Raw genomic sequence first — 23,750 nt, 5'->3', positions numbered from 1 at the left:
CGCCTAGCCATGCAACAGCGGCGTCAAGGCCGGTATGACGATCCTGACGACCGACAGGTCGCCGAGCGGTCTCGTATCGAACTGAATCCTGTACACTGATTCGATTCCTGCGCCCTCGATCTGTGCGAGAAGAGCGGACATCCTATTTCCCGCGCTGCAATTCTGCCCGGCAATCGCATGGAAATGAACCTCGTGAGGGCCGTCGGACAGGAGGTGTCGGTGCGCCGCAATTTTTTGCCAATCGGGATATTTTGGATAGGACGCGCGTGTCAGGTCATCACGGGCGCCGGAGATCGCTGTCAGTCGCGACTGCGCCGCCTCGTAGATTGCGTGAACGATCGCGGACGCGGCATCGAAACCTGCAGCCGAGCCCTCTGCCGGGTGGTGAAGAATTGCAGTTTCCGGCGGCCGATCCTCCATGAGATGGCACCAGACCACCGGTAGTCCCAGCGGTGAGGGGGCGTGCCAAAGCCCCACCAGCAGGCCTTTGGCCTCCAGGCTTTCGAGAAGGTTCGCAACTGTCGGATCGTCGATCGTTCTCGGGTCAATTCGACGGCGCTGGAAAAAGCCATGGATTCGCTCCGCCCGCGCGAGTGCGTCGCGCTCGATGCATTCCATTATCCCATGCAGGATCGAGTCCGTTTCCTCGAAGGAGGCCGCTAGGCCGGACGTCGATGAAGCGAAGATTTCCTCTTGCGGCCGCGGGGGGAACACGTAGGCAGTGTGCACAAGCTCGAAGGGGACCCAATCCTGCAGACCACCCTTGAGGATATTCTCGGCATGAATCCAAGCTATCTCCCTGCTGCGCCAGCCCGGGTCGACACCAGGCTGGAGATGGGCTTCGAATCTTTCAGGAGGGATATTCAGGGAGTCCGCGGAGGCGGCGGTGGGATCGTAGTGCGCCAAGCGCTCGGCAAAGTAGGACTCTGCGGTCTCGAGAATGGCCGATACCGCAGCTTCGGTTCTCGTCGGCCCCTTGCCTTGCGAAACGGAATTTAAAAGGGAGAAGGGCCTGACTGCCTGAACCACGGGTATGTCAAGCACGTCGAGACCTGTGATGTCCGCAATCCGTGTGATGCCCAAGAGCTCGCGCATCGTCATTAGCCGCATGAGCGCCTCGTGCGGCGGAGGACCCGAGCGCTCGTATCGTTCCAGCATGGAAGCTTCCCGATCTCCCGGTCGCGCGGTCTAGTGGCGCAGGCTCGGTTCTCGATTGACGAACAACGCCGCGCCTTGCTCGATGGCTGATTTCGCCAGGCCGACGCGACTGCGGTACTGCTGGGATAGTTCCTCTGACACGCCCCATGTCCTGAGCATCTCGTATGCATTGAGCAGGATTGGCACCGCGTTTTGCTCATCGGCGAGAGCCAGGCTTTTGGAGAGCACGGCAACAACATCCGCGCCCGAGGAACCTTTAAGCAGAAGGAGATGAGCCTTTCGCCGATAGAGTTCGGCGAGCCAAGAAAGACTGCCACCTGCTTCGGCTTCCGCAGCCGCGGAAGAGACAAGCCCAAGGGCCTCGTCAGTCTCGCCTGTCCGGGCCAGAAGCTCCGCCAGCATGCCGTGGTAGACAGGATAGTCTTCCGGTGTCTGGAGTTCGGAGTGGATTGCGAGACCCTCCTTGATCTGGTCCCTGCCTTGCTCAACCCGAGCAGCATTTCCTTCGCACCAGCCTTCGAGAATTTGCGCCAAGGCGGCAAGGGAGGGCAGATGATGGCGCTTCGTCAATTCGCGGATATCGGCGATGACGCCTCGCAGCGCCGAGAAATCGCGGCGATAGCAATCAAGCATCGCTTCGTTGATGTAGACATGGGCGATACTACCAACATGCGCCGTTTGCATTGCCCAGCGCCTGGCTTCAGCCAATGATCGAATTGCGCTTGCGGCCCGGCCGGTAAACCATTGCGAGAGACCTCTATGCGACAGGCCGCAGACCCTGGCGTCATGGCCGCCGAAAAGAGTGGCATTCCCTGCCCTTTGGCCCGTCCCATAGAGCGCAAGTCCTTCGTCGACCGCCGCGATGCAGTTCTTGTGATGCCCAAGATTGAATTCGATTGCCCAAACGCAGTGTCTGGCCTGAAACTGCACTTCGGGGTCGTCGACATCCCTCAGGTCGGTGAGGACGGTCCGTGCGCGTTCCCCGTCGATGGTGGGGCCGGTAAACCACCAGCCCCAGTAGATCGGAAACCACTTCGCACGCTCGGCGAGCGGCCGCCGCCTGGCGATCTCCACCCCGTCCTCGTAAAGTTTGCGGGCCGGCAGCGAGTTTGGACCTTCCGTGGCTGTAAGTATCGGCCCGAGCGGCATCATCGCGGCGAGGCGCAAAACATCCTGCTTGTCCGGCGTTCTCACGCGCTGGCAAAGGGTCAGGGCATGGTCGAGGATCTGCCTCGCCTCGGCCATTGCGGAACGGTCGTAACTTTCCCGGCCGGCTGCGATGAACTGATCGATCGCTTCCTCGAGAAGGCCAGCGCGTTCAGCGTGTTCTGCCAGTTCCGCCGTACCCAGCCACGGGCCGAGATTTCGGTCGCGGCCGACAGCGGAGAAAAGCGACTGATGGAGGGCCTGCCGTCTCCTCCGCAGCAATGCATTGTAGATTGTCTCCCGGATAAGGGCATGGCGAAATCCATAGTCAGGATCGCCGGCAGGCCTGACCCGGATCAGGAATCCCGCCTCAATGAGGGTGTCCACTGCATTCCCGATCGTCTCGTCACTGTATTCCGGCAACAGCTTCCGGAGCAATTCCAGATTGAAACGATTGCCGGCGACGGCGGCCGCTCGTGCCACATCCTTTGCGGGGCCTAAGGGCTCCAGCCTGGCTTCAAGAATGCCTTCAAACACCGATATTCGGCTTGATGAGCCGGCTGGCGCAAGGCGATCCGTTATGGAGGCTGCATTTTCGGCGATCCATTGGCAGATTTCCTCGATGAAAAGAGGCACGCCCCCGGTTACCTCCTCCACCATGCTAATAAGTTCCGAGTGCGTGGCTGACCCGATTTCCGGCCGCATGGCCACGATTGCCTGTCGCGTTTCCTCGCGATCGAGCGGCTTCAGAGTAATATGCGGCAAGTGCCGGAACCCTGAATAAGTCTCGAATCCAGGTCGCGCAGTCATTATGAGAAGCACGGGCAGCCGATGAATGAAGAGTGCCAGTTCTGCCAGCAATTGCCTCGACGTGGGGTCGATCCAATGTATGTCTTCGACCACCAGGATGAGTGGTCCGCGTTCGCATATGGCTTCGATGCTTCTGCGAACCGCCCAGGTGGCTTTCTCCCGGATGACCTTGAGATCAGCCTCCTTCAGAGCGGGGTTCGATCCTTCAGCCCCAAGCAGAAACGAGAATATGTCGACCACTTCGTCATCGTGAACGCTTTGATTTGCGAAGACCTCCGCTACGTCTGAAGTCTCCAGCCGACCCTCTTTGCCAGCCAGGCCACTCCGAACATTTTGCAGCAGAGGATAAAGGGCCGAGTGGGAGCCGCCGGGCTGACATTGAAAAAGCAGCAATTTTGCCCGCTGAAAGCGTGTTCTCCTGCGGACTTCATAAAGCAGGCGGGACTTGCCGATCCCGGCCTCACCCTGAACTAAAATGACGCTGCCCTTGCCGGCGACGGCATCATGCCAACGGGCGGCGATGGTGGCCAGTTCGTCCCCACGGCCTATAAACGTATTGTTCAAGCGCCCGAAGGCGAAGAAGCGGTCAACGTCCCGCTTGTGGCTGATGGCACGCCAAGTCTGCTCCGGCTCCGCGAAACCCTTGATAGCGTGAATGCCACGAAAACTGAAAACGTGGGACCGACGCGCCAGATTTCGGGTCTCGTCGGACACCAATATTGTATCCGGCTGAGCCATGGCCTGGAGCCGCGTCGCCATGGCCAAAGCAGGGCCCGTGGCGGTGGCATGCGCCGGGTCACCGCCGTCCCCGTGAACGAGGGTCATGGATGTAGCAATCCCGACCCGAACATGTAGGTCCGTATGGTCTTTCTCCAGCCCGACCCGCTTGCACGCTTCAATGATTTCGAGTCCTGCCCGGATCGCTTGCGAAGCGGCGTCCTTTGCCTCCATCTCTGCTGGAAAAAGTGCGACACCGCCGTCGCCGGCCTCGCTCACGATAACGCCCGAATACGATGATACTGCCTGTCCTGCCTCACGCCGGAAGGCCGACATCAGTTCCTCATAGTCCTCGATATCCAGAACTGAGAGCAGATCGGTTGATCCGACCAGATCATAACAGAGAGCTGTCATAACGCGCCGCTCGCTGCGAACGTCGGACACACTACTGTCGTCCTTGCTCAGATCGCCCTTGGCAAGGGTCACGAGTGGAGGCTCTACCCGAGGCTTTTCCGACATGCTCAGTGCCTTGGCTGGCAGGGTGGGAGCGATACTATCAAATGTGCTAATATTCACCAGAGCGCTCGGACGACCCTCAGGTCATCATAGGCGATACTTCGGACGATGTGCGTCACGCCCCCTTGCCGCCAAATCTCACGAGATTGCCGAAGGTGCGCAGGTCCGCGGACGGGCCCACAAGCGTGAGGTGTGACGGCTGTGGTTTCGATCGGTATGCTATCGCCCCGTGGCCGCGGACCGGAGTACATCCGCACCGATAGGCGCGTTCAGGCGACGGTGCGCCATTTCCAGGAAAACAAGAAGCCGATTTTCACAATCTGTCTCGGCGTGCAGATCCTGATTGCGGTCGATGGCGTCGCGCGCGGCAAGAAGGTAGGTGCTCTGGCAGCCTGCGAACCGGAAGTGACGCTCGCCGGCGGCACCTATATCGACCTGTCTCCGACCGAGGCTTATGTCGACGGCATCATGGTTTCCCAGAAAGGCTGGACAGCTCTCACAGCCTTCATCCGGGAATGCCTAAAAGTGCTCGGCACGGAAATCCGGCACGGCCAGGATTGGCGGGACGCAGAATGTACTTGGAGCGGGTGATGGGTTCTGAATTGAAGCTGCACCACACCAAGTACACAACGATCCGGTTGCAATCTTTTCGTTAGCCCGGGTCTGCTATCGCCTCGTTTTGCGCCACTCCTCGTACTCTCCACGGGCATCATCATGAAGCGGATAGTAGCGTTGCAACGGCGCACCTTGCATCAGCTTCTCTCGCGAGAACTCTTCCCAATCGTGATGCTTTTTCGCTTCTTCGATTACCTTCGGGGCCATTTCGACCGGAACCACCACCACCCCGTCATCGTCGGCGACGATGATGTCACCGGGGATCACCGTGACGCCGCCGCAGGCGATCGGAACGTTGACGGCGTTTGGATAGATGCTGGTCTGAACATGATAGTTGGGCGTCCAGCCGCGCAGCCATAAGGGCAGATCGAGCTTTTCGACATTGGGCCGGTCGCGCATGCATCCGTCGATGACGATGCCCGCGCCGCCTCTGCCCTTGAAATACGTCGACATCATATCGCCGAAGACGCCCGACCTCATGTCGCCGCGCGCGTCGACCACGACCACATCGCCCTCCTGTGCATGGTAGAGCACATGCCGGTGCAGTTGCGTTTCCGGATCGGCATATTCGCCTTCGTTGAAGAGGTCCGGCCGCTGCGGCAGGAATTGCAGCGTCAGCGCCGGTCCGACGATCGACTTGCCGTGGTTCTGCGCCACCGGGCCGACCATGTGCGGACTGCGGAAGCCCATGTGGCCAAGCGTGCCGGCAACCGTCGCGGCGCCGATCTCCTTCAGTGCGTCGATCAGGTCCTTCGGCGGCCGCGTGATCTCGGGGGTATGCGTCATTGTCGGACTCCGGATGAGATGGAACTACCAGTTGGTGACGGAACCGTCGCGGCGCTTGAGGTGAGGCGCTTCCCAAAAGCGGAAACTCTGCGCCTGGATCGCCGCTTCGTTGATCTCGACGCCGAGCCCCGGCAGATCGCTCACCGGATAGTCGGCGCCGTCGAGCCGGGGTTGCACCGGGAAGAACTCAGAATTGTCGAAACCCAGCTTTCTTTCGGGCGCCCGCGTCTCGATCCACGCGAAGTTCGGTACCGCGGCGGCAAGATGCATGGTCGCGGCCGTGCATATCGGGCCAAGAGGATTGTGCGGCATCAGGTCTACATAATGCGCCTCGCTCCAGCCGGCGACCTTCATCGCCTCCGTAAGCCCGCCGACATTGCAGACATCGATCCGATTGAACTGATGGATGCCGCGTTCGATGTAAGGGAGGAACTGCCACTTGCTGGCAAATTCCTCGCCGATGGCGAACGGGATGTCGGTCATCGTACGCAGGGATTCGTAGGCCTCCGGCGTCTCGCCCCGAATGGGCTCCTCGAGGAAATCAAGCACCCCGCGACCGAGCTTGTTGCAAAAGCTCGCTGCCTCGGCCACCGACAGCCGATGATGATAGTCGATGCCGAGGACGACGTCGTCGCCCAGCGCCTCACGCGCCTTGTTCAGCATACCCGCGGTAGCGCCTATCGACTCGCGCGGCTCGAAGATGTCCCCGCTGCTTTGCCCGATGGGGAAGAAGCGGATCGCCTGCCATCCCTGTGCGCGCAGTTCGCGGGCTCGTTCGATGGCGACATCGCCCTCGGCCTCGTCTCCGGTCGAGGCGAAGGTGGGGACGCGGTCGCGCTGCTTGCCGCCCAGCAGATCGTAGACCGGCACCCCCAGCGCCTTGCCCTTGATGTCGTGAAGGGCAATGTCGATGGCGGAAATCGCCGCCTGCAGAACGCGCCCGCCTTCGAAGTACTGGCTACGATAGACTTCTTGCCAGATCCGGCCGATCTGCATCGGGTCGCGGCCGATGAGAAACTCGCGATAGTGCTCAAGCGCGCCGGCTACGGCCTTCTCGCGGCCACTCAAGCCGCTCTCGCCCCAGCCGAAGATGCCCTGGTCGGTCTCGACCTTGACGAGCATCTGGTTGCGGGTTCCCACCCACACTGGATAGGGCTTTATCGCGGTGATCTTAAGCTTCGTAATCATTCACCCCACGTTCCACACGCGTCCGCCGCGTCAGTCGGCCCTGAGGGCCATTTCAGTTTCGCCGTCGAACAGGTGCATGCGCTCCTGGTCGAATTCGAGCCAGATCCGCTCGTCAGGCGTGACGGCGATGTTGGGCGACACGCTGATGTTGACGATGGCGCCGGAGAGGAATGCCTGCACGAAGGTGACGTCTCCGGTCGGTTCCACCGTATAGGCCTTGGCCGGAATGGCGCCCGCGACGGCACTCTTGTGCAGCTTGATCGTCGAATGTCGCGCGCCGAGCACGACCTTCCTGGTGGTCGCCCCCTGGACCTTGCGCGCGTTGAGTTGCGACAGCGCGAGGCTCCAACCCTCAGCGCTCGTCAGAACGGTATCGCCGTTTGCCGTCGATGCCTCCAGCGGAATTAGGCTCATAGCCGGGCTGCCGACGAAGCTCGCGACGAACATGTTGACCGGATGGGCGAAAACCTGCGCCGGCGAATCGTATTGCTGCAGGTAGCCGCCGTTCATCACAGCCATCCTGTCCGCCATGGTCACGGCCTCGAGCTGGTCGTGCGTGACATAGATGATCGTCGCCTTCAGGTCCTGATGGAACCGCTTGATTTCAGACCGCATCTGCACGCGCAGCTTGGCGTCGAGATTGGAGAGCGGTTCGTCCATCAGGAATACCGCCGGATCTCGAACGAGGGCGCGACCCAAGGCCACGCGCTGCTGTTGCCCGCCCGAAAGTTCGCGCGGCTTGCGCTCGAGCAATTGCGTCATGTCGAGCACTCGCGCCGCTTCCCTGACCTTCTTGTCGATCTCGTCCTTGGGAAGCTTGCGCATCTGCAGCGGGAACGCGAGGTTCATATAGACCGACTTTTGCGGATAGAGCGCGTAGTTCTGGAACACCATCGCGATGTCCCGGTCCTTGGGGTCGAGGTCATTGACTACCCGGTCGCCTATAAATATGTCGCCCGAAGTGACCGAGGTCAGGCCCGCCACGAGATTGAGCGTGGTTGTCTTGCCGCAGCCCGAAGGACCGACGAGCGCAACGAACTCTCCGTCATTGACCGTCAACGAAACCTCGTTGACGGCGTTGAAGCCGCCGTAGGTCTTGACGAGATCTTTTAGGACCACGTGGGCCATATAGGCAGCTCCCTAGAGCATGATGCCGAAAAGTGTGAAGCGGTTTTCGGACGACATCATGCTCTATCTCCTTGATTTAGAGCCGGATTCAGATTTCAGGTCGTTTCGACCTGACATCATCCGGCTCTAGTGCTTGACCGCGCCTTCTGTAAGAGCGCGTACGAAGTATCGTTGCAGGACGAGGAACAGCACCACGACAGGCACGCTCATCATGAAGCTGGCAGCCATCAGGCCTGGAAAGTCGGTCGTATTTTCCGAGAAGAAGCGCTGGATGCCGACCGGCAACGTCAACTGCTCGTTCTTGGAGAGGAAGGTGTAGGCGTAGATGTACTCGTTCCACGCGCCGATGAAGGAATAGATCGCGGTGGCGATGATTCCCGGCGCCGAGAGCGGCATCACGATCAGGATGAAGGCCTGGAACCGCGTCGCTCCGTCGATGCGCGCCGCCTGCTCGAGCTGGATGGGGATGTTGTCGTAGAAGCCCTTGAGCAGCCAGATCGCCAGCGGCAGCCCGAAGGTGAGGTACGTGAGCACAAGCGACCCATGCGTGTTCACCAGCCCGATCGCGCGCATCAGGATGAAGAGCGGCACGAGAAAGATCACCGCCGGGAACATGTTGCGCAGCAGCACGGCGAAGAACAGGAAGTTCCGGCCCGGGAAGGTGAAGCGCGAAAACGCGTAGGCCGCAGGGACCGCCACGATCACCGAAAGGACGGTCGTTGCGGTCGCCACGAAGAGGCTGTTCCAGAAGAAGCGCAGGAAGTCCTGGCCGACGCTGTTTTGCGGGTCGAGCAGCTTCTGGTAGCTGGCAAGGGTAGGCTGGTCGGGCCACCATTGCGGCGGGAATTGCATCGCCGCAAAGCCTGACTTGATCGAGGTAAGCAGCATCCAGATCATCGGCAACGCGGTATAAAGCAGCATGAAGGCGAGGAAGACTCGCCCACCCCACCGCCATCCGTCGACGCGCATGCGGCGACTGGTGTGGCCCCGAGGGGCTGTCTCGGCAATCGTGCTCATGCGCTCTTATCCTTCTGCTCGTTGCCGCTGAGCGCACGGACATAGAAGTAGCCGAGCGTCATCAGGATGAGGAACAGAAGCACCGAATAGGCCGATGCCACCCCCCAGCGCTGGCGGCCGAAGGCAAGCTCGTAAATGTGGGTGATCCAGATATGCGATGCGTTCGAGGGCCCGCCGCCGGTCATGATCCAGGGGATGATGAAGGAATTGAAGTTGGCCACTGCCAGCAGCAGGATCGTCACCGTCGAGACGTTTCTCAAGTGCGGGAAAGTGACGTGCCAGAAGCGCTGCCAGGCATTGGCCCCATCGACTTTTGCGGCGCGCAGCAACTGGTCGGGGACCGTCTGCAGGCCGGCCATCATCATGATCATGGCGAACGGAAACTCACGCCAGATATTGACGACGATCAGGGAGGGCAGCACCGTGCCGACGCTGTCGATGAAATTGGGCGGCCGGTCCGCCAATCCGAGCTCGACCAGCACCGCGCCGATGATGCCGAAGTCCGAATGGTAGATCCATTTCCAGATATAGGATGCGGCGACGGCGCTGATGACCCATGGAATGATCAGGATAGCCCGCAGCACACCCCGGCCGACAAAGTCGCGATGGAGCGCGAGCGCGGTGGCAAACCCCAGGACAAAGGAGATGAAGGTGGATCCCAATGTCCAGACAAGCGTGTTCCAGGTGACCTTCCAGAACACCTCGCTGGTGAGGATCGCCGTGTAGTTGTCGACGCCGATGAAGGTCTTGTCCCGGAGCTGCAGGCCAGGCGGTGTGTTGAAGAACGACAGCTCGATCGTGTAGTAGATCGGATAGGCGATGACGATCAGCATCACGGCGATCGCAGGAAGCACATACGCATAGTCAGCGCGATGCTCCCAGATCTTCCGCAGCACGCCGGGCCTATCGGGTTGCAATCTTCGGGGAGCCTCGGCCTGGCCGGTCACGATCGTCACTGTGGCGTGCCCTTATTCTCGGGAAGAACCGGCTGCACTCTCGGCGCAGCCGGCCAGATCGCAGGTCAGGTTTGGACTAGAGTCCGCCTCCCATCAGGTCCTTTACCTTCTTGGCCGCGTCGTCCGCTGCCTGGTCGACGGTCATCGCTCCGGTCAGGGCATTCTGCAGCATGTCCGGGACGATGATGTTCATGATCTCGGGAGACTGCGGCAGGGCTGGGAACGGGATGCCGTATGGCAGCATCGACGTCGTGACATCGAGGAACTTTATGTTGTCCAACCGCTCCTTCATCCATTTGGTCTTGAAGCCGTTAAGGTTGCCCGGGTTCGAGCCGGCGTAGGCCATCTTCAGCGACCATTCGGGGCTGGTCCACATGCAGATGATGGCCTTTGCCGCCGGCTCATCCACCTTGCCGCCCTCGACATATTCAGGCTTCAGAATGTGAATGTTCGAGCCGCCGAACACGACGGCGCGCTTGCCGTCGGGACCCGTGGGAATGAGGCCGTAGCGCATGTTGTCGATAACCGTCTGCGCCTTCTCCTTGTCGGTGCCCGTCGCCTTCTTCTGCAGGTCGAGCATGACGTTGTAGTCGGACGGGTGCGAGATCATCATGCCGAGCTGGCCGGCGAGGAACAGCGGCTGGTTGTCGGCCTGCTGGTTGGTGAGTGCCGAAACCGGAACCGACTTGTCCCGGACATACATGTCGTAGGAGGCCTGCAGCGCCGCCTTGCTCTGCGGGCTGTTAAGCTCAATGTCCTTATAGGTCGGGCTCGCCTTTGCTTCGTCGAAGACGCCGCCGCCATAGGCCCATAGCTGAGGCATGAAGCGGTAGGGCGTATTGCCGGCATTCTTGCGCGCCACGAGGCCGTAACCGGCAATGCCGAGCTTGTCGTGGATCTGCTTGGAATATTTGACGACGTCGTCCCAGGTTGCCGGCGGCTTGTTCGGATCCAGGCCCGCACGCTTGAAGATGTCGGCGTTCCAGATGAACGCCATTGTCTCGTTATTGGTTGGAATGCCGTAGGTCACGCCGTCCCAGGTTACCGCCTTCATGGCGCCGGGCCAGAAGTCCTCGGTCGAATAACCCACATCCTCGGGCTTGAGCGGCTGCAGATAGCCCTTCGAGGCGAATTCGGTACCACCCAGGATTTGCAGGCGGACCGCCATCGGCGCGGCATTGCCCAGGAGCGCCGTGCGGAACTTGTCGAGGAGGTCGTTATAGGTGAGGGCCTGCTCCTCGAGCTGTATGTTCGGATAGGTCTTGCGGAAGGTCTCGAAGAAATCCTTGTAGTACTGGCGCAGGAGGTCGGGGTCGCCCTCGAACACGCCCTGGTACCAGAAAGTCAGTCGCCCCTTGTAGTCGAGCGGGGTGACCTTGGCGCAGTCGGACGCCGTGTCGAATTCCTGCGTGCCCGCGATGGAACGCACATATTCCGGCGACCATTTGCTCAGGTCGACTGGCGGCGCGCCCAGCGCCGATGCCGACATCAACGATGCCGTTAAAGCAGTGGAAACAGTGCCGCGCAGGACGGCACCGCCGAGTGTGATCCTCGTCATGGGTATCCTCCAGGTTCTCTCCCACGCCGCTTCGCTGCGAGGCAAGCGGTCCTTGCTCGTTCGACCGCGGGACACCGTTCTGTGTATCCTATCGGTCATCTTGTACGTTTTCAGATCGTGAATTGTCTGTCAACGCGCCAGATCGTACATTGTTTATCGAAACTTTGCGTGATAATCGGACAGAGTGTGTACTAGCCTAGGGGAGCGGGCTTTGGCCGAAACAAACGAATTTAAAGCGAAGCCGCCTGCGGGGATTGACCCCATAGGGGCCTCGAGCGAGGGCGCCTCGCTTTACGAACTGATCAGGGAAGACATCATCGAGGGACGGCTGGCCGCCAACGAACGGCTTGTGGTCACCGATCTCGCCCGCCGCCACGGCACCTCGACCAACCCGGTGCGCGAGGCCCTGCAGCTGTTGCGCGGCGAGGGCTTTGTCATCTTTGCTCCCAACCGCGGGGCGCGCGTCCGGCCCATAGATCAGGAGTTTGTCCGCGATATCTACGAGATCGGCGTTCTGATTGAGCCGGCCCTGACGCGATGGTTTGTGAACATGGCCACCGTCGAGGACATCGCCGAACTCGAACGTATCCAGGGCCTGATCGAAGAGAACAACTTTTCCGACACATTCAGGCACAGTGAGCTGGATACCGCCTTCCACACCGTGATGTATCAGCGGCACTACAACCGCCATGCCGCCGAGCTTTGGTGGAAGCATCGAGAAGTGCTGCGCGCCGTGAGCCGGCGTTTCGATTTCACCCTCGCGCGACGTGCCGCGATCCTTCGCGAGCACCGCGAGCTCATCGCGCTCGTAAAGGCGGGAGATGCCGACAAGGCGGCCGAACTCGTTGCCCGCCATGTCGAGGGCTCCGGCCGGCACATCCTCGAACACATGCGTGCGCGCAACGCCGCCCGGGCTGGGTAGAATATCCGGCCCAGAACAGCGTCAACCTGGCCATTCACAAGGGTAGTTAAGATGAAAATCACGAGCATCCGGCCGTGGCTGATCAAGTCCGATGCTTCTTATTGGGGGGAGTACCTGTTCGTCGAAGTGACGACCAACGAAGGAGTTAGCGGCTGGGGAGAGATCACCACGACTACAAAGCTGGCCAACCGCGCTCTCTGCACGATCCTGCGGCAGATCGGTCTCGCCGTGGCAGGCGAGGATCCGGCGCGCATCGAATATCTCTGGCACAAGATCTTCCGCAGCTTCACCTACATGGGCAGCCGCGGCGCAGCCGTCGAATGCGTGAGCGCCATCGACATAGCCCTCTGGGATATCCGCGGCAAAGTTCTCGGCAAGCCGATCTACGAGCTGCTGGGCGGACCAGTGCGCGAGGAAATCGCCCTCTACACCCACCCCAACCAGGCCAAATTCACCAGCAAGGAGGCTGTGGTCCGCGAAATTCGGGATATTGTCGAATCCGGACACACCGGGCTCAAGTTCGATCCTTTCCCCCACCAGGGTCCCAGCGTCGATGGCCTGGCCCGCGAACGGCGGGACGGCTACCTCGACGGCGCCATGACGCGTAAGGACGAGCGCGAGGCGGCCGAGCTCACGGCCCTGATCCGCGAAACGGCGGGACCCGATGTGGATATCCTCATCGATGCGCATGGCCGCTTCGATGTTCCCACCGCCATTCGCCTCTGCCGGAGCCTCGAGGAAGCCGGCCAGATCGACTGGTTCGAGGAGCCTTGCCCGCCCGAGAGCCTCAACGCCCTCAAACAGGTGCGTGACAAGGTCAGCGCCGCCATCTCGTGGGGCGAACGCGGCCACACGAAATGGGATTTCGTGCCTGTGCTCGAGAACAAGCTCGCCGACTACATCATGCCCGACGTCACTTGGACCGGAGGCATTACCGAGCTCAAGAAGATTTCCGCCCTCTGCGAAGCCTACTATGTCCCGGTCTCGCCACACGATGCCGCGGGACCGATCAACGTTGTCGCGGGAGCGCAGGTGATGATGACCGTTCCCAACTTCTACAAACTTGAAACCTCGGAGTGGGACCTCTCCAAATACGATCACCTCATCGACAGACCGCTCGACGTTTCGAACGGCAACCTCAAGCTGACGTCGAAGCCAGGCCTCGGCGTCGAGATGAACCGCGACTACCTTCAGGCCCATGAGATTGAGTTGAGCTAGCAACGCTCGATGCCTGTTCGGGGCAATGGGTCTCCCACCGACTGCAATAGAGGAAAAGTCATGCCAAAGACGGGCGGAGCCGACGAGGCCCTCAATCGTGTGAGCACGAATTCCAAGCCATCCGACCTTCGCATCACCGACATGCGCGTAGCCGAAATCGTCGGCGCGCCGTTCATCTCGGCGTTGCTCAAGATCTATACCAACCAGGGTATCGTCGGGCTTGGCGAGGTGCGCGACGGCGCCAGTGCCACCTATGCGCTGATGCTGAAGAGCCGGCTGCTTGGCGAGAACCCCTGCGACATCGACCGCCTGTTTCGGCGCATCAAGCAATTCGGCGGGCACGGCCGGCAGGGCGGTGGCGTCTCGGCGGTCGAGATCGCGCTCTGGGATCTCGCCGGCAAGGCCTATGGCGTGCCCATCTACCAGATGCTCGGCGGCAAGTTTCGCGATCACGTGCGCGTCTATTGCGATACCGACGCTGAGAAACCGAGCGGCACCGAAACCGGTAAGCGCCTCAAGGAGCGCATGAAGCGCGGTTTCACCTTCCTCAAGATGGACCTGGGCTTGATGCAAATCGCCCATGTCCCGGGCGCCGTAGTCGCGCCCGCCGGCGCGCTCGAAGGGTTTTATGCCAATCCACGCGGCCGCGGCGGCTCGTTGGAGGAACGCAAGGCCCGCAACCTCGCCTATGACGCGCAGAACGTGCAGCACCCGTTCACGGGCCTGCATTTCACCGAGAAGGGCATCGACCTGCTCGAGCAGTATATCCACGAGGTTCGCGAGGTCATCGGCTACGAGATCCCTTTAGCCATCGATCATGTCGGCCACATCTCGCTGCAGGACGGCATGCGCCTGTCGCGCCGTATCGAGAAATACGTCCCTGCCTGGCTCGAGGACGTGATTCCCTGGCAATACACCGAGCAATACCGGCGGCTGCAGGAGGCCACCACCGTGCCGATCTGCACGGGCGAGGACATCTACCTCAAGGAGGCCTTCGAGCCTCTGCTGAAGAGCGGCGGCCTCTCTGTCATCCACCCGGACCTGCTCACCAGCGGCGGCATCCTCGAGACCAAGAAGATCGGCGACATGGCGCAGGACCACGGCGTCGCCATGGCCATCCATATGGCTGAAAGCCCGATCGCCGCGATGGCTGCGGCGCATGTCGCGACCGCGACCGAGAACTTCATGGCGCTCGAATACCACTCGGCCGATGTCGACTGGTGGGACGACATCGTAACAGGTCTCCCCAAGCCGCTGGTGAAGGACGGCTTCATCACTGTTCCGGACAAACCGGGGCTGGGCATAGACGATGTGGTCGACGAGGTGATCAGCCAGCATCTGCAGCCCGGTGTCACGGGGATATGGCAATCCACCGAGCATTGGGACAATGAATATAGCTGGGACCGGACCTGGAGTTAGCCCAGAGCCCCCGCCCTCATTCCCCCAGGTTCACAGGGCCAACGACCGACCATTCGTGTCGACCTCTCCCAAGGGAGAGGCGAAGAAAGAAACGGACGAAACCATGATCTACGAACTGCGTATCTATGACTGCCTGCCGGGCAGGCTGCCGGCTTTGCTCAAGCGCTTTTCCGACCAAACGCTGGCCATCTGGGAGAGGCATGGCATCCGCCAAGCCGGGTTTTTCACCACGGCGATCGGCGAAAACAGCAATCGCCTCACCTATTTCCTCGCCTGGGAATCGCTGGCCGAGCGTGAGGCGAAATGGGCGGCTTTCGTCACCGATCCGGCCTGGCACAGGGCCCGGGACGAGTCTGAGCGCGACGGGCAGATCATTGCCAATATCAGCAGCCAGCTGCTCACGCCGACAGCTTTCTCGTCTGTGAAATAGGACTGCGCCATGAAGATCACCGACCTGCGCTGCGCCGTCATCGGGCGGCACCCGATCGTCCGCATCGTCACTGACGAGGGTCTCTATGGCCTGGGCGAAGTCGAGTTTACAAAAACCTATCTCAAGCCCTTTGTGCTGCATTTCCGCGAGGCGCTGATCGGCGAAGACCCGACCGACGTCGAGCGCGTGATGCTGAAGATCCGCCAGCGCGGTTCGTTCAAGCCCTATGGTGCGGCGGTGAGCGCGATCGAGCATGCGCTGTGGGACATTGCCGGCAAGGCCGCGGGCGTGCCGGTCTACAAGCTGCTTGGCGGCAAGGTGCGCGACAAGGTGCGCGTCTATAACGGCTCGATCCGCCGCAAGCGTACGGGCGACCGGCCGGAGGACTACGCCGCCGACGTCAAATGGATGATGGAGCAGCCGCAGAACTTCTTCATGATCAAGCAGGGAATCTCGTTCCACTCCAACATGAAGGACACGATAGAAGGCTTCCACTACGGCGTGACGCAGAAGAAGGCCGGCTATCACGGCGCCATGGATCAGGGCGTGATCAGCGAGCGTGGTTTCAATCACATGCTCGATTGCGTGATCGCGATGAAGGAGGTGCTGGGTGACAAGGTCAGCCTGGCGCTCGACTGCGGCCCGGGCTGGATGCTGCCCGACGCGATCAAATTCGCCCGCGCGGTCGAAAAGTACAATCTGATGTGGCTCGAGGACATGCTGACGGGCGACTATGTGCCGTGGGTCAATCCGCAGGCCTATCGGGAACTGACCACCTCCACCTCGACGCCGATCCACACCGGCGAGCAGATCTATCTGCGGCACAATTTCAAGGAGCTGATCGAGACGCAAGCGGTGCGCGTCATCGGCCCCGATCCCGCCGACATAGGCGGCATTGCCGAGCTCAAATGGGTCGCCGAGCACGCCTACATGCACTCGATCCTGATGGCCCCGCACGGCACTGCCAACGGCCTGCTCGGCCTCGGCGCGCTGATCAATGTCTGCGCTACCTTGCCAGCCAACTACGTCGCCTTCGAATATCCGAGCGCCTCCGACCCCTGGTGGGAGGATCTGGTGATCGGCCTGCCGGCGCAGATCGTGAAGGACAGCATGGTGGACTTGCTGGAAGCGCCGGGGCTAGGCCTCGATATCGACGCCGAAGCGGCCAGGAAGTATCTCAGCGAAGAGGATGCGAGCTTCTTCGACTAAGCCATCCTTGTTGCGTCAACCGTGCCACGCGTGGTGCCCCGCCAAGGCGTGATCTTGTGATCTTTCGCGCGATTGGCAGCTTTTGGAAGAGGACGGTCTGCTCAGGCTCCATTTTTGGTCATTCGCCTGTATGCGTCCCGCCGCCTTCCCATTGGCCGACGACATAGTCGCCCTCCGCAATCAGGTCGGCCGTGCCCCCAGAAGTTCAGATCCGGAAAGGCGGCCCGGAAATGGGTCATGAATGTCTTGATGTCCTCGCGGCCACAGCGCGGCTCGACGACGAGCGCATCAAGGGCTTCCAGGACACGATCAAGGGCACCGGCCTGAACGTGCTCGATATCCAATATGCCCATTGGAACAGCGACGAGGCTTTCAAGCTGATGCAGGATTACCTCGCCAAATATCCGCACATCGACGCCGTCTGGGCCAATGACGACGACATGCTTCTCGGCGTGCTTGAGGCGGTCAAGCAGTCGGGCCGCACTGACATCAAGCTGGCGCTCGGCGGCAACGGAATGAAGGACATCGTCAAGAAGGTGATCGATGGCGATGGCATGACGCCCGTCGAGACGCCTTACCCGCCATCGATGATCAAGACCGCCATCTACATGACGGTGGCCAACCTGATCGGCCAAGCGCCGGTCCGCGGGCACGTCAAGCTCGACGCGCCGCTGATCACCCAGGCCAACGCCGAGGAATACTACTTCCCGGATTCTCCTTTCTGAAAATCAGCAACCCAACCTGCGACGGCCCAGGCGCGGCAGCGCCTTGGCATCTCCAAAATCGAAAGGACAAGTCATGCCAGCCAAGAAGATACTGATGCTGACCGGTGAGTTCACCGAGGAATACGAAATCTTTGTCTACCAACAGGCAATGGAGGCGGTCGGCCACACCGTCCATGTCGTTTGCCCGGACAAGAATGCCGGCGACCTGATCAAGACCTCGCTTCACGATTTCGAGGGCGACCAGACCTACACCGAGAAGCTCGGTCATTATGCTCTGATCAACAAGACGTTCGCCGACGCGGAGAAACAGCTCGACCAGTACGACGCCGTCTACTGCGCCGGCGGTCGCGGACCGGAGTATATCCGCACCGACAAGCGCGTTCAGGCGATGGTGCGCCATTTTCACGAAACCAAGAAGCCGATCTTCACCATCTGTCACGGCGTGCAGATCCTGATTGCGGTCGATGGCGTCGTACGCGGCAAGAAGGTAGGTGCTCTGGCAGCCTGCGAACCGGAAGTGACGCTCGCCGGCGGCACCTATATCGACCTGTCTCCAACGGAGGCCTATGTCGACGGCACAATGGTCTCGGCCAAAGGCTGGACGGCGCTCGCAGCCTTCATCCGGGAATGCCTGAAGGTGCTCGGCACGGAAATTCGGCACGGCTAAGTATTCCATTCGGACCGCTAACGTTTGCCGGCCGCCCTTTCGGCAACGGGAACCACCAATTCGCCAGCGCTTTGCGGTGGCGAACTGGCATAGCAAGACTAGCCGTCCTTGCACCAACCTTGCGGAGTTTTCGCTGAAGGTATGACGCATCCTCGAAGGCGCTGACCATCGTCGACCGGTCGTTGCGACGATCGCGTCCACTTGCTCGATCAGGTTGCCCCATTCTTCGACATTCGAAGAAGCTGAAATAGCCTCGTGGCCGGCAACACCTATGCAGCGGCGCGCCTCGTCGAGGGCGCTACGCAGAACCGGACTCTCTGGAACTGCAACTCGCGTATTGATTTTCTGTAGAAAACGACGACCCTCCGGGGCCACCATTTGGTTGTTCAGTTTTGGCGTTTGAACGCCGGTCGAAGCCCGGTAGCCGCGATCAAAGCCCAAAATCAGATCGGCGTCGCGGCCGGACGGAACAATGGCGAAGTTATCCGTTCCGATTTCTTCGAGATAGCGGTGAGGATCGCGAATGAGAACGCGAAGCTGAAGAAGCTGCTCGCCGACCAGATGCCGGGGGCGGCCCCGAAGGAGCTCCTGTCAAAAAATGGTAGGGCCCGCCGCCGGACGCTCGTTGCGCCGTGACAGAGCGGTAACGCGCGGTAACCGGCCACCGCCAAGCAATTGATTATTAATCGCTTTGAATTTTTCCGATTTAACGCGCCTTTAACGGTAAGTGCTTGTTTTTATTGTTAGCTGTTACCGGCCCGTATTCCTTGGCCGCCTTCCGCACAAACACCGCTGGCAAGCCGCTTTCAAGCGAGCTCTGCCGCCATCTGACGTTCCATGGCTCCCGCTACCTCGCTTCTGCCGTGGTGAGCACGGCCCCACCATCCTCACGAGCGGCCCGCCAGAACTTGAAAATGCCGGCACTCGCATCTTTTCCGGCGTCGGCCGACAGCTACATTATCAGGCAGCTCAGGAGAGGGAACTAGGAGGCTGCTATGGTCGACCGTATACGCGATATGCTGGCACGGTTCCCGGAGAATGAGGCCGCGGTTCGACAACTGATCCAGGACAGCCAGGTTTTCGATGCTCTTTGTCAGCAGTATGCTGATGCCGATCGTGAAGTTACAAAGATCGTGCGGACCGAGAACGGAAAGACAAGCCCGGAAGCGCGCATGCTGCGTGATCGGCGCCGAGCGATCGAGGAAGAGATTCTGACGATGATCGAAGGGTACACTCCAGTCTGAACGCTATGCTGCGGGGCTCAACCGCAGAGGTCGTCGCTGTAGGCGGTGCCTTGGCTGACGGGTTGGGGCGACGCAAGTCCGATAACACTGCCATTGGCCAGTTTTGCCTGGTCACCCCCGTAGGTGCGCAGCCTGTTCCTGTGGGTGTGGACCTCGCCCTGGGTGTAGAGGACCCTATTTGCTCCCCTCCGGGAGAAGAGCACGCTGGCCTTCGGGTTTTGCGATCAAGGTCAGTCAACTCATCCAGATCGGGTGCGGTGTTCACTTTCCGTTCGAGGAACGCCTGTTGCGCGGTCGGCCAGCGCCAGACTTTCGGCCACAGGCCTGCAGGTGTTATCCTTTTTGCTTCGCTTGAGAGCCACGGCTTCCTCAAGCCACAAAACCTGGGAGGCATCATATGTCACAGGATCGAACCACAGAGGTGTCCGAGGCCGAGATCGCGGTGCACTGGCAAGAAGAGGACTATGTCAAACCACCGGAGAAATTCATTGCTCAAGCCAATCTGACCGACCAGGCGGTCTTTGAGCGATTCAGCCTCAAGAAATTCCCGAATTGCTTCAAAGAGTACGCTGACCTTCTCGACTGGTATAAGCCTTGGGACGTCATACTCGACACGAGTAATCCGCCGTTCTGGAAGTGGTTCATTGGGGGTCGGATCAACGCCAGCTACAACTGCGTCGACCGCCATCTCGCCAAGCACAAAAACAAGACCGCGATCCACTTTGTCCCCGAGCCCGAGCACGAGGCCATCCAGCATGTCACCTACCAGGAACTCTACGTGCGCGTAAACGAAGTCTCCGCGCTGTTGCGGGAGTTCTGCGGTCTCAAGAAAGGTGACCGAGTGACGTTGCACATGCCGATGGTCCCGGAGCTTCCCATCACGATGCTAGCCTGCGCGCGGTTGGGCATCATTCACTCGCAGGTCTTCAGCGGCTTCAGCGGCAAAGCCACGGCGGACCGGGTCGTTGATTCCGAAAGCCGTGCGCTGATCACGATGGATGCCTATTACCGGGGCGGTCAGCTCCTCGATCACAAGGAGAAAGCAGACATCGCTTTCACCGAAGCAAAGAAGGATGGTGTAACGCTGGAGAAAGTGCTCGTGTGGCAGAGGTACCCGGGGCGCTACTCGAGCAAGACGCCGCTGGTCGAGGGACGCGACTTTATCATGAACGAGGTGTTGTCGGGTTACCGGCACCGCAGGATCGACCCTGTCAAAATGCCCGCCGAAGACCCGTTGTTCCTCATGTACACAAGCGGCACCACCGGCAAACCCAAGGGCTGCCAACACAGCACCGGTGGATATCTCGCCTACGTCGCGGGGACCTCAAAGTACATTCAGGACATCCATCCGGAGGACGTCTATTGGTGCATGGCCGATATCGGTTGGATCACCGGTCATTCCTATATCGTCTACGGACCATTGGCGCTCGCCGCATCTTCGGTCGTATATGAGGGGCTCCCGACCCATCCTGACGCGGGGCGTCCGTGGCGCATCGCCCAAGAGCTCGACGTCAACATCTTTCACACCTCGCCGACAGCAATCCGAGCGCTTCGGCGCGCCGGACCCGATGAGCCGGCAAAATACCACTACCACTTCAAGCATATGACGACAGTGGGCGAGCCCATAGAGCCGGCGGTGTGGCGGTGGTACCACGACGTTGTAGGCAAGGGCGAAGCGGTCATCGTCGACACATGGTGGCAAACTGAGAACGGCGGTTTCTTGTGCAGCACGGTGCCGGCCATCCACCCGATGAAGCCTGGGAGCGCGGGGCCAGGCGTGCCTGGCATCCATCCGATCATCTATGACGAGGACGGCAACGAGATACCGCCGCGCTCCGGCCGCGCTGGAAACATCTGCATCCAAAATCCGTGGCCGGGCACATTTCAGACGATCTGGAAGAATCCCGATCGCTACGTCGAGCAATACTACGCAAAATATTGCAAGAACCGAAAGAGTCGCGACTGGCGCGACTGGCCGTACTTCGCCAACGACGGTGCCTTGCAGGCGGCCGATGGCTATTATCGCATCTTGGGTCGGATCGATGACGTCATCAATGTGGCTGGGCATCGGCTCGGAACCAAGGAGATCGAGTCCGCCAGTCTCCTTGTTGAGGAGGTCGCCGAGGCTGCGGTGGTCCCCGCCAGGGACGAGATCAAAGGCAGGGTACCCGACCTCTACGTATCGCTGAAGCCCGGGCTGGCCCCAAGCGAGGACATCCGCAAGCGAGTGGAAGACGCCGTGATCCGTGAGATCGGGCCCATTGCCCGACCGCGCCGTGTCGTGATGGTCCCCGACATGCCGAAGACCCGTTCCGGCAAGATCATGCGCCGTGTCCTAAGGGCGATCTCGAATGATGAGGATGCCGGTGACGTCTCAACCCTGGCTAATCCCGAAGTCGTCGATGAGATTCGAAGGATGAAGGTCTAGCAGGCTGTTGAAGAGGTCTGCCGTATTGCCTTGAGGATGGCCTCGTCGCCATCGCGGTAGGCGAACGTGATCTCGATCGGGCCGTCGTCGAGTAATTCGGAATGGCCATCGCCAGTGACTTCGTCGATCCGCCCCATGTGACGTAACTATCGGGTGGCCGTAGCTCAGATCGGGGCCGGCTTGCAGGGCGCCAAAGGCGATCTCGCCGTTGTTGTCGGGTCCGATGGTGATGGTTGCGGGTCCCCGCAACCACTTTCATCATAGATCGCTCGCCGTCCCGATCTGATCAATCGGGCGGTTCTTTGCGTTTGAGAGGAACGGCGACTTTCATCTCCGGCCGTCGCGCCGCGGCAGTTCGATCTCCTCGATGCCATTATCGGCGAAGGCTAAAGTCCCGTCGTCATCATTGGCCCCTAGACCCTGATGACGCCGTGCTCGGGCGCGAGCGCGAGATCGTGGGGCAGTTCCTGGATGAGCTCTTCGCTGACGCCGAGATCCCCGGCGACACGTTCGACCGTGTAGACGTGATGCGCGTCCCCATAGCCTATTCGGACCGGCCGGCGGAACGAACGGCACCCGTCCTGAATTTTGGAGGATGCAACTCTTGCCTTCCCTATCATGACTCTTCTCGTCCAGCCGCGCTTAGTGAATGAGCCGTTTTCCGACCCGGGACTGCTTCTCGATTTCCGCTTCGGCAGTAGGGCAGTCCTCTTTGACCTGGGCGATCTGTCGGCGCTTTCGCCACGTGAGATCCTGCGCGTTTCGCACGTGTTCGTGTCGCACATGCACATGGATCACTTCAGCGGGTTCGATCGTCTGCTCGGAGTGTCGCTCTATCGGGGAAAGCAGGTCCATATCATCGGCCCGCCCGGACTGACGGATGCCGTAGAGGCCAAGCTGCGGGCCTACACATGGAATCTCCTCAATGAGCGGTCGCAGGACTTTACGATCTTCGCCTCTGATTGGACGGAGGCAGGCTTTGCCACCGCAGCCGCCTTCCGGGCGCGCAGAGCTTTCGTGCGGCAGAACTGGCAGAACCGGGACACTCAGTTCCCCTTGGACGATCCGGAGTTCACGATCGAAGCCGTCACGCTCGATCACGGGATTCCTTGCTTGGCCTTCGCCTTCCGGGAAAAGCTGCGGGTCAACGTGCACAGGTCGCGTTTGGACGAACTTGGTCTTCCCGTCGGACCTTGGCTTGCAAACGCCAAGCGGGCGGTGCGACGCGGCGCCGATGCGGCTACCGAGTTCATGCCGAGTGCGGGCAAGAAGGTGACGCTCGGGGAACTGTTGCGGGCTCAGGCGCTGGTTTGTGCGCCGGGCCAACGCATCGCCTATGCAACCGATTTAGCCTTCGGTCCGGAGAACGTCACTCGTCTCTGTAACTTGGTGCGCGGCGCCGATCAGCTTTTCATCGAAGGCGGATTTCTGGAGGCAGACCGAGACCTCGCGGCGTCGAAGAAGCATCTGACCGCCGCGCAGGCAGGCGCGATCGCCAGGCAAGCCGGCGCTATCTCCGCCCACCAGGTACACCTTTCGCCTCGGTATCTCGGACGTGAGGATGAGCTGCGGACCGAATTCGAGGCCGAATTTCTCGGAGGTTCCGTTACAGCGAGATAAGGCTCGTTCGCCTTGTAAGGCCCTACTATTGCGCGCACGGCCGGAGCAGGTAAGCCCGGCTCGCTTTTGGGGTGGTGATTGAGGCTTGCAAGCCGGGCTATGCACCGACTGACGGGCGGGGGCTCGGGGTTTATCGGCCGGCGCGAGCGCAGACTGTCCGATTTGCCAGCAAGTCCGCAATCGACGGAGGTCCACCCTGCCCGCGGCATTGGTCTGAATGACGAAAAGACATAGCCCCTTATTCCGTTGGGGCAGGGGCCTGAGCGATGATCA

The 23,750-nt window shown here is 60.6% G+C and carries 20 protein-coding genes and 3 pseudogenes; 12 read left to right on the top strand and 11 right to left on the bottom strand.

All coding sequences use genetic code 11. From position 1 onward, the window contains the following. Window positions 1-3: 3 nt before the first annotated feature. Window positions 4-1,158 (bottom strand): YcaO-like family protein, encoded by a 1,155-nt coding sequence (locus tag RFN30_RS08895; protein WP_320261722.1) that lies wholly within the window; start codon window positions 1,156-1,158, stop codon window positions 4-6. 30 nt (window positions 1,159-1,188) lie between these two features. Next, window positions 1,189-4,317 carry an ATP-binding protein gene (locus RFN30_RS08890; RefSeq protein WP_320261721.1) on the bottom strand — a complete coding sequence of 1,043 codons (3,129 nt, stop codon included), beginning with the start codon at window positions 4,315-4,317 and terminating at the stop codon, window positions 1,189-1,191. 261 nt (window positions 4,318-4,578) lie between these two features. Between RFN30_RS08890 and RFN30_RS08885 the strand changes: the two are divergent. Further along, window positions 4,579-4,938, top strand: a pseudogene (locus RFN30_RS08885) (DJ-1/PfpI family protein); the annotation flags it as partial. A 75-nt stretch (window positions 4,939-5,013) separates the two neighbouring features. Here RFN30_RS08885 and RFN30_RS08880 read toward each other — a convergent pair. From RFN30_RS08880 to RFN30_RS08855, 6 genes are all read right to left on the bottom strand, one after another. Then, complete coding sequence (locus tag RFN30_RS08880; protein WP_320261720.1) at window positions 5,014-5,748, bottom strand: ribonuclease activity regulator RraA; 735 nt, start codon at window positions 5,746-5,748, stop codon at window positions 5,014-5,016. Window positions 5,749-5,772: 24 nt separating this feature from the next. Further along, window positions 5,773-6,936 (bottom strand): mandelate racemase/muconate lactonizing enzyme family protein, encoded by a 1,164-nt coding sequence (locus RFN30_RS08875; protein ID WP_320261719.1) that lies wholly within the window; start codon window positions 6,934-6,936, stop codon window positions 5,773-5,775. 30 nt (window positions 6,937-6,966) lie between these two features. After that, window positions 6,967-8,064: an ABC transporter ATP-binding protein gene (locus RFN30_RS08870; protein WP_320261718.1), complete on the bottom strand. Its 1,098-nt coding sequence runs from the start codon at window positions 8,062-8,064 to the stop codon at window positions 6,967-6,969. A 126-nt stretch (window positions 8,065-8,190) separates the two neighbouring features. Continuing rightward, window positions 8,191-9,081 (bottom strand): carbohydrate ABC transporter permease, encoded by an 891-nt coding sequence (locus RFN30_RS08865; protein ID WP_320261717.1) that lies wholly within the window; start codon window positions 9,079-9,081, stop codon window positions 8,191-8,193. Continuing rightward, complete coding sequence (locus RFN30_RS08860; RefSeq protein WP_320261716.1) at window positions 9,078-10,037, bottom strand: carbohydrate ABC transporter permease; 960 nt, start codon at window positions 10,035-10,037, stop codon at window positions 9,078-9,080. Before RFN30_RS08860 ends, RFN30_RS08865 begins: the two co-directional genes overlap by 4 nt. A gap of 76 nt (window positions 10,038-10,113) precedes the next feature. Next, window positions 10,114-11,595, bottom strand: a complete 1,482-nt coding sequence (locus tag RFN30_RS08855) for an ABC transporter substrate-binding protein (RefSeq protein WP_320261715.1) — start codon at window positions 11,593-11,595, stop codon at window positions 10,114-10,116. Between the two features lie 211 nt (window positions 11,596-11,806). On the opposite strand from RFN30_RS08855, the gene RFN30_RS08850 reads away from it, so the two are divergent. The 5 genes from RFN30_RS08850 (at window position 11,807) to RFN30_RS08830 (ending at window position 16,793) form a co-directional block, all read left to right on the top strand. Further along, entirely contained in the window at window positions 11,807-12,517 is a 711-nt protein-coding gene (locus RFN30_RS08850) for a GntR family transcriptional regulator (protein ID WP_320261714.1), read from the top strand. A gap of 51 nt (window positions 12,518-12,568) precedes the next feature. After that, a complete protein-coding gene (locus tag RFN30_RS08845) occupies window positions 12,569-13,735 on the top strand; it encodes a mandelate racemase/muconate lactonizing enzyme family protein (RefSeq protein ID WP_320261713.1) in 1,167 nt (388 codons plus the stop codon). A 60-nt stretch (window positions 13,736-13,795) separates the two neighbouring features. After that, window positions 13,796-15,154: a mandelate racemase/muconate lactonizing enzyme family protein gene (locus RFN30_RS08840; RefSeq protein WP_320261712.1), complete on the top strand. Its 1,359-nt coding sequence runs from the start codon at window positions 13,796-13,798 to the stop codon at window positions 15,152-15,154. Between the two features lie 103 nt (window positions 15,155-15,257). Then, window positions 15,258-15,584 carry an NIPSNAP family protein gene (locus RFN30_RS08835; protein WP_095486584.1) on the top strand — a complete coding sequence of 109 codons (327 nt, stop codon included), beginning with the start codon at window positions 15,258-15,260 and terminating at the stop codon, window positions 15,582-15,584. Window positions 15,585-15,593: 9 nt separating this feature from the next. Then, the gene (locus RFN30_RS08830; protein WP_320261711.1) at window positions 15,594-16,793 is read left to right on the top strand and encodes a mandelate racemase/muconate lactonizing enzyme family protein; all 1,200 of its coding nucleotides are present in this window, start codon (window positions 15,594-15,596) and stop codon (window positions 16,791-16,793) included. A gap of 124 nt (window positions 16,794-16,917) precedes the next feature. Here RFN30_RS08830 and RFN30_RS08825 read toward each other — a convergent pair. Continuing rightward, window positions 16,918-17,068 (bottom strand): annotated as a pseudogene (locus RFN30_RS08825) (ester cyclase); the annotation flags it as partial. Here RFN30_RS08825 and RFN30_RS08820 point away from each other — a divergent pair. From RFN30_RS08820 to acs, 5 genes and pseudogenes are all read left to right on the top strand, one after another. Beyond that, a pseudogene (locus RFN30_RS08820) lies at window positions 17,066-17,518 on the top strand (substrate-binding domain-containing protein); the annotation flags it as partial. The pseudogenes RFN30_RS08825 and RFN30_RS08820 overlap by 3 nt on opposite strands. 73 nt (window positions 17,519-17,591) lie before the next feature. After that, entirely contained in the window at window positions 17,592-18,185 is a 594-nt protein-coding gene (locus RFN30_RS08815) for a DJ-1/PfpI family protein (protein WP_320261710.1), read from the top strand. 378 nt (window positions 18,186-18,563) lie between these two features. Continuing rightward, the gene (locus tag RFN30_RS08810; RefSeq protein ID WP_320261709.1) at window positions 18,564-18,821 is read left to right on the top strand and encodes a hypothetical protein; all 258 of its coding nucleotides are present in this window, start codon (window positions 18,564-18,566) and stop codon (window positions 18,819-18,821) included. A 359-nt stretch (window positions 18,822-19,180) separates the two neighbouring features. Then, window positions 19,181-19,429: a hypothetical protein gene (locus RFN30_RS08805; protein WP_320261708.1), complete on the top strand. Its 249-nt coding sequence runs from the start codon at window positions 19,181-19,183 to the stop codon at window positions 19,427-19,429. A gap of 397 nt (window positions 19,430-19,826) precedes the next feature. Next, the gene (gene acs / locus RFN30_RS08800; protein WP_320261707.1) at window positions 19,827-21,857 is read left to right on the top strand and encodes an acetate--CoA ligase; all 2,031 of its coding nucleotides are present in this window, start codon (window positions 19,827-19,829) and stop codon (window positions 21,855-21,857) included. On the opposite strand, the gene RFN30_RS08795 is transcribed toward acs, so the two are convergent. Both RFN30_RS08795 and RFN30_RS08790 read right to left on the bottom strand, forming a co-directional pair. After that, entirely contained in the window at window positions 21,854-21,994 is a 141-nt protein-coding gene (locus RFN30_RS08795) for a hypothetical protein (RefSeq protein WP_320261706.1), read from the bottom strand. The two genes, acs and RFN30_RS08795, sit on opposite strands and share 4 nt — an antisense overlap. A 276-nt stretch (window positions 21,995-22,270) precedes the next feature. Next, window positions 22,271-22,477 (bottom strand): hypothetical protein, encoded by a 207-nt coding sequence (locus tag RFN30_RS08790; protein ID WP_320261705.1) that lies wholly within the window; start codon window positions 22,475-22,477, stop codon window positions 22,271-22,273. Between RFN30_RS08790 and RFN30_RS08785 the strand changes: the two genes are divergently transcribed. Then, the gene (locus RFN30_RS08785; RefSeq protein ID WP_320261704.1) at window positions 22,476-23,477 is read left to right on the top strand and encodes an MBL fold metallo-hydrolase; all 1,002 of its coding nucleotides are present in this window, start codon (window positions 22,476-22,478) and stop codon (window positions 23,475-23,477) included. The two genes, RFN30_RS08790 and RFN30_RS08785, sit on opposite strands and share 2 nt — an antisense overlap. Window positions 23,478-23,750: the final 273 nt, after the last annotated feature.

The organism is Mesorhizobium dulcispinae, from assembly GCF_033977345.1.
Classification (GTDB): domain Bacteria; phylum Pseudomonadota; class Alphaproteobacteria; order Rhizobiales; family Rhizobiaceae; genus Mesorhizobium; species Mesorhizobium dulcispinae.
This window is presented reverse-complemented; position numbering and strand designations above follow the sequence as displayed.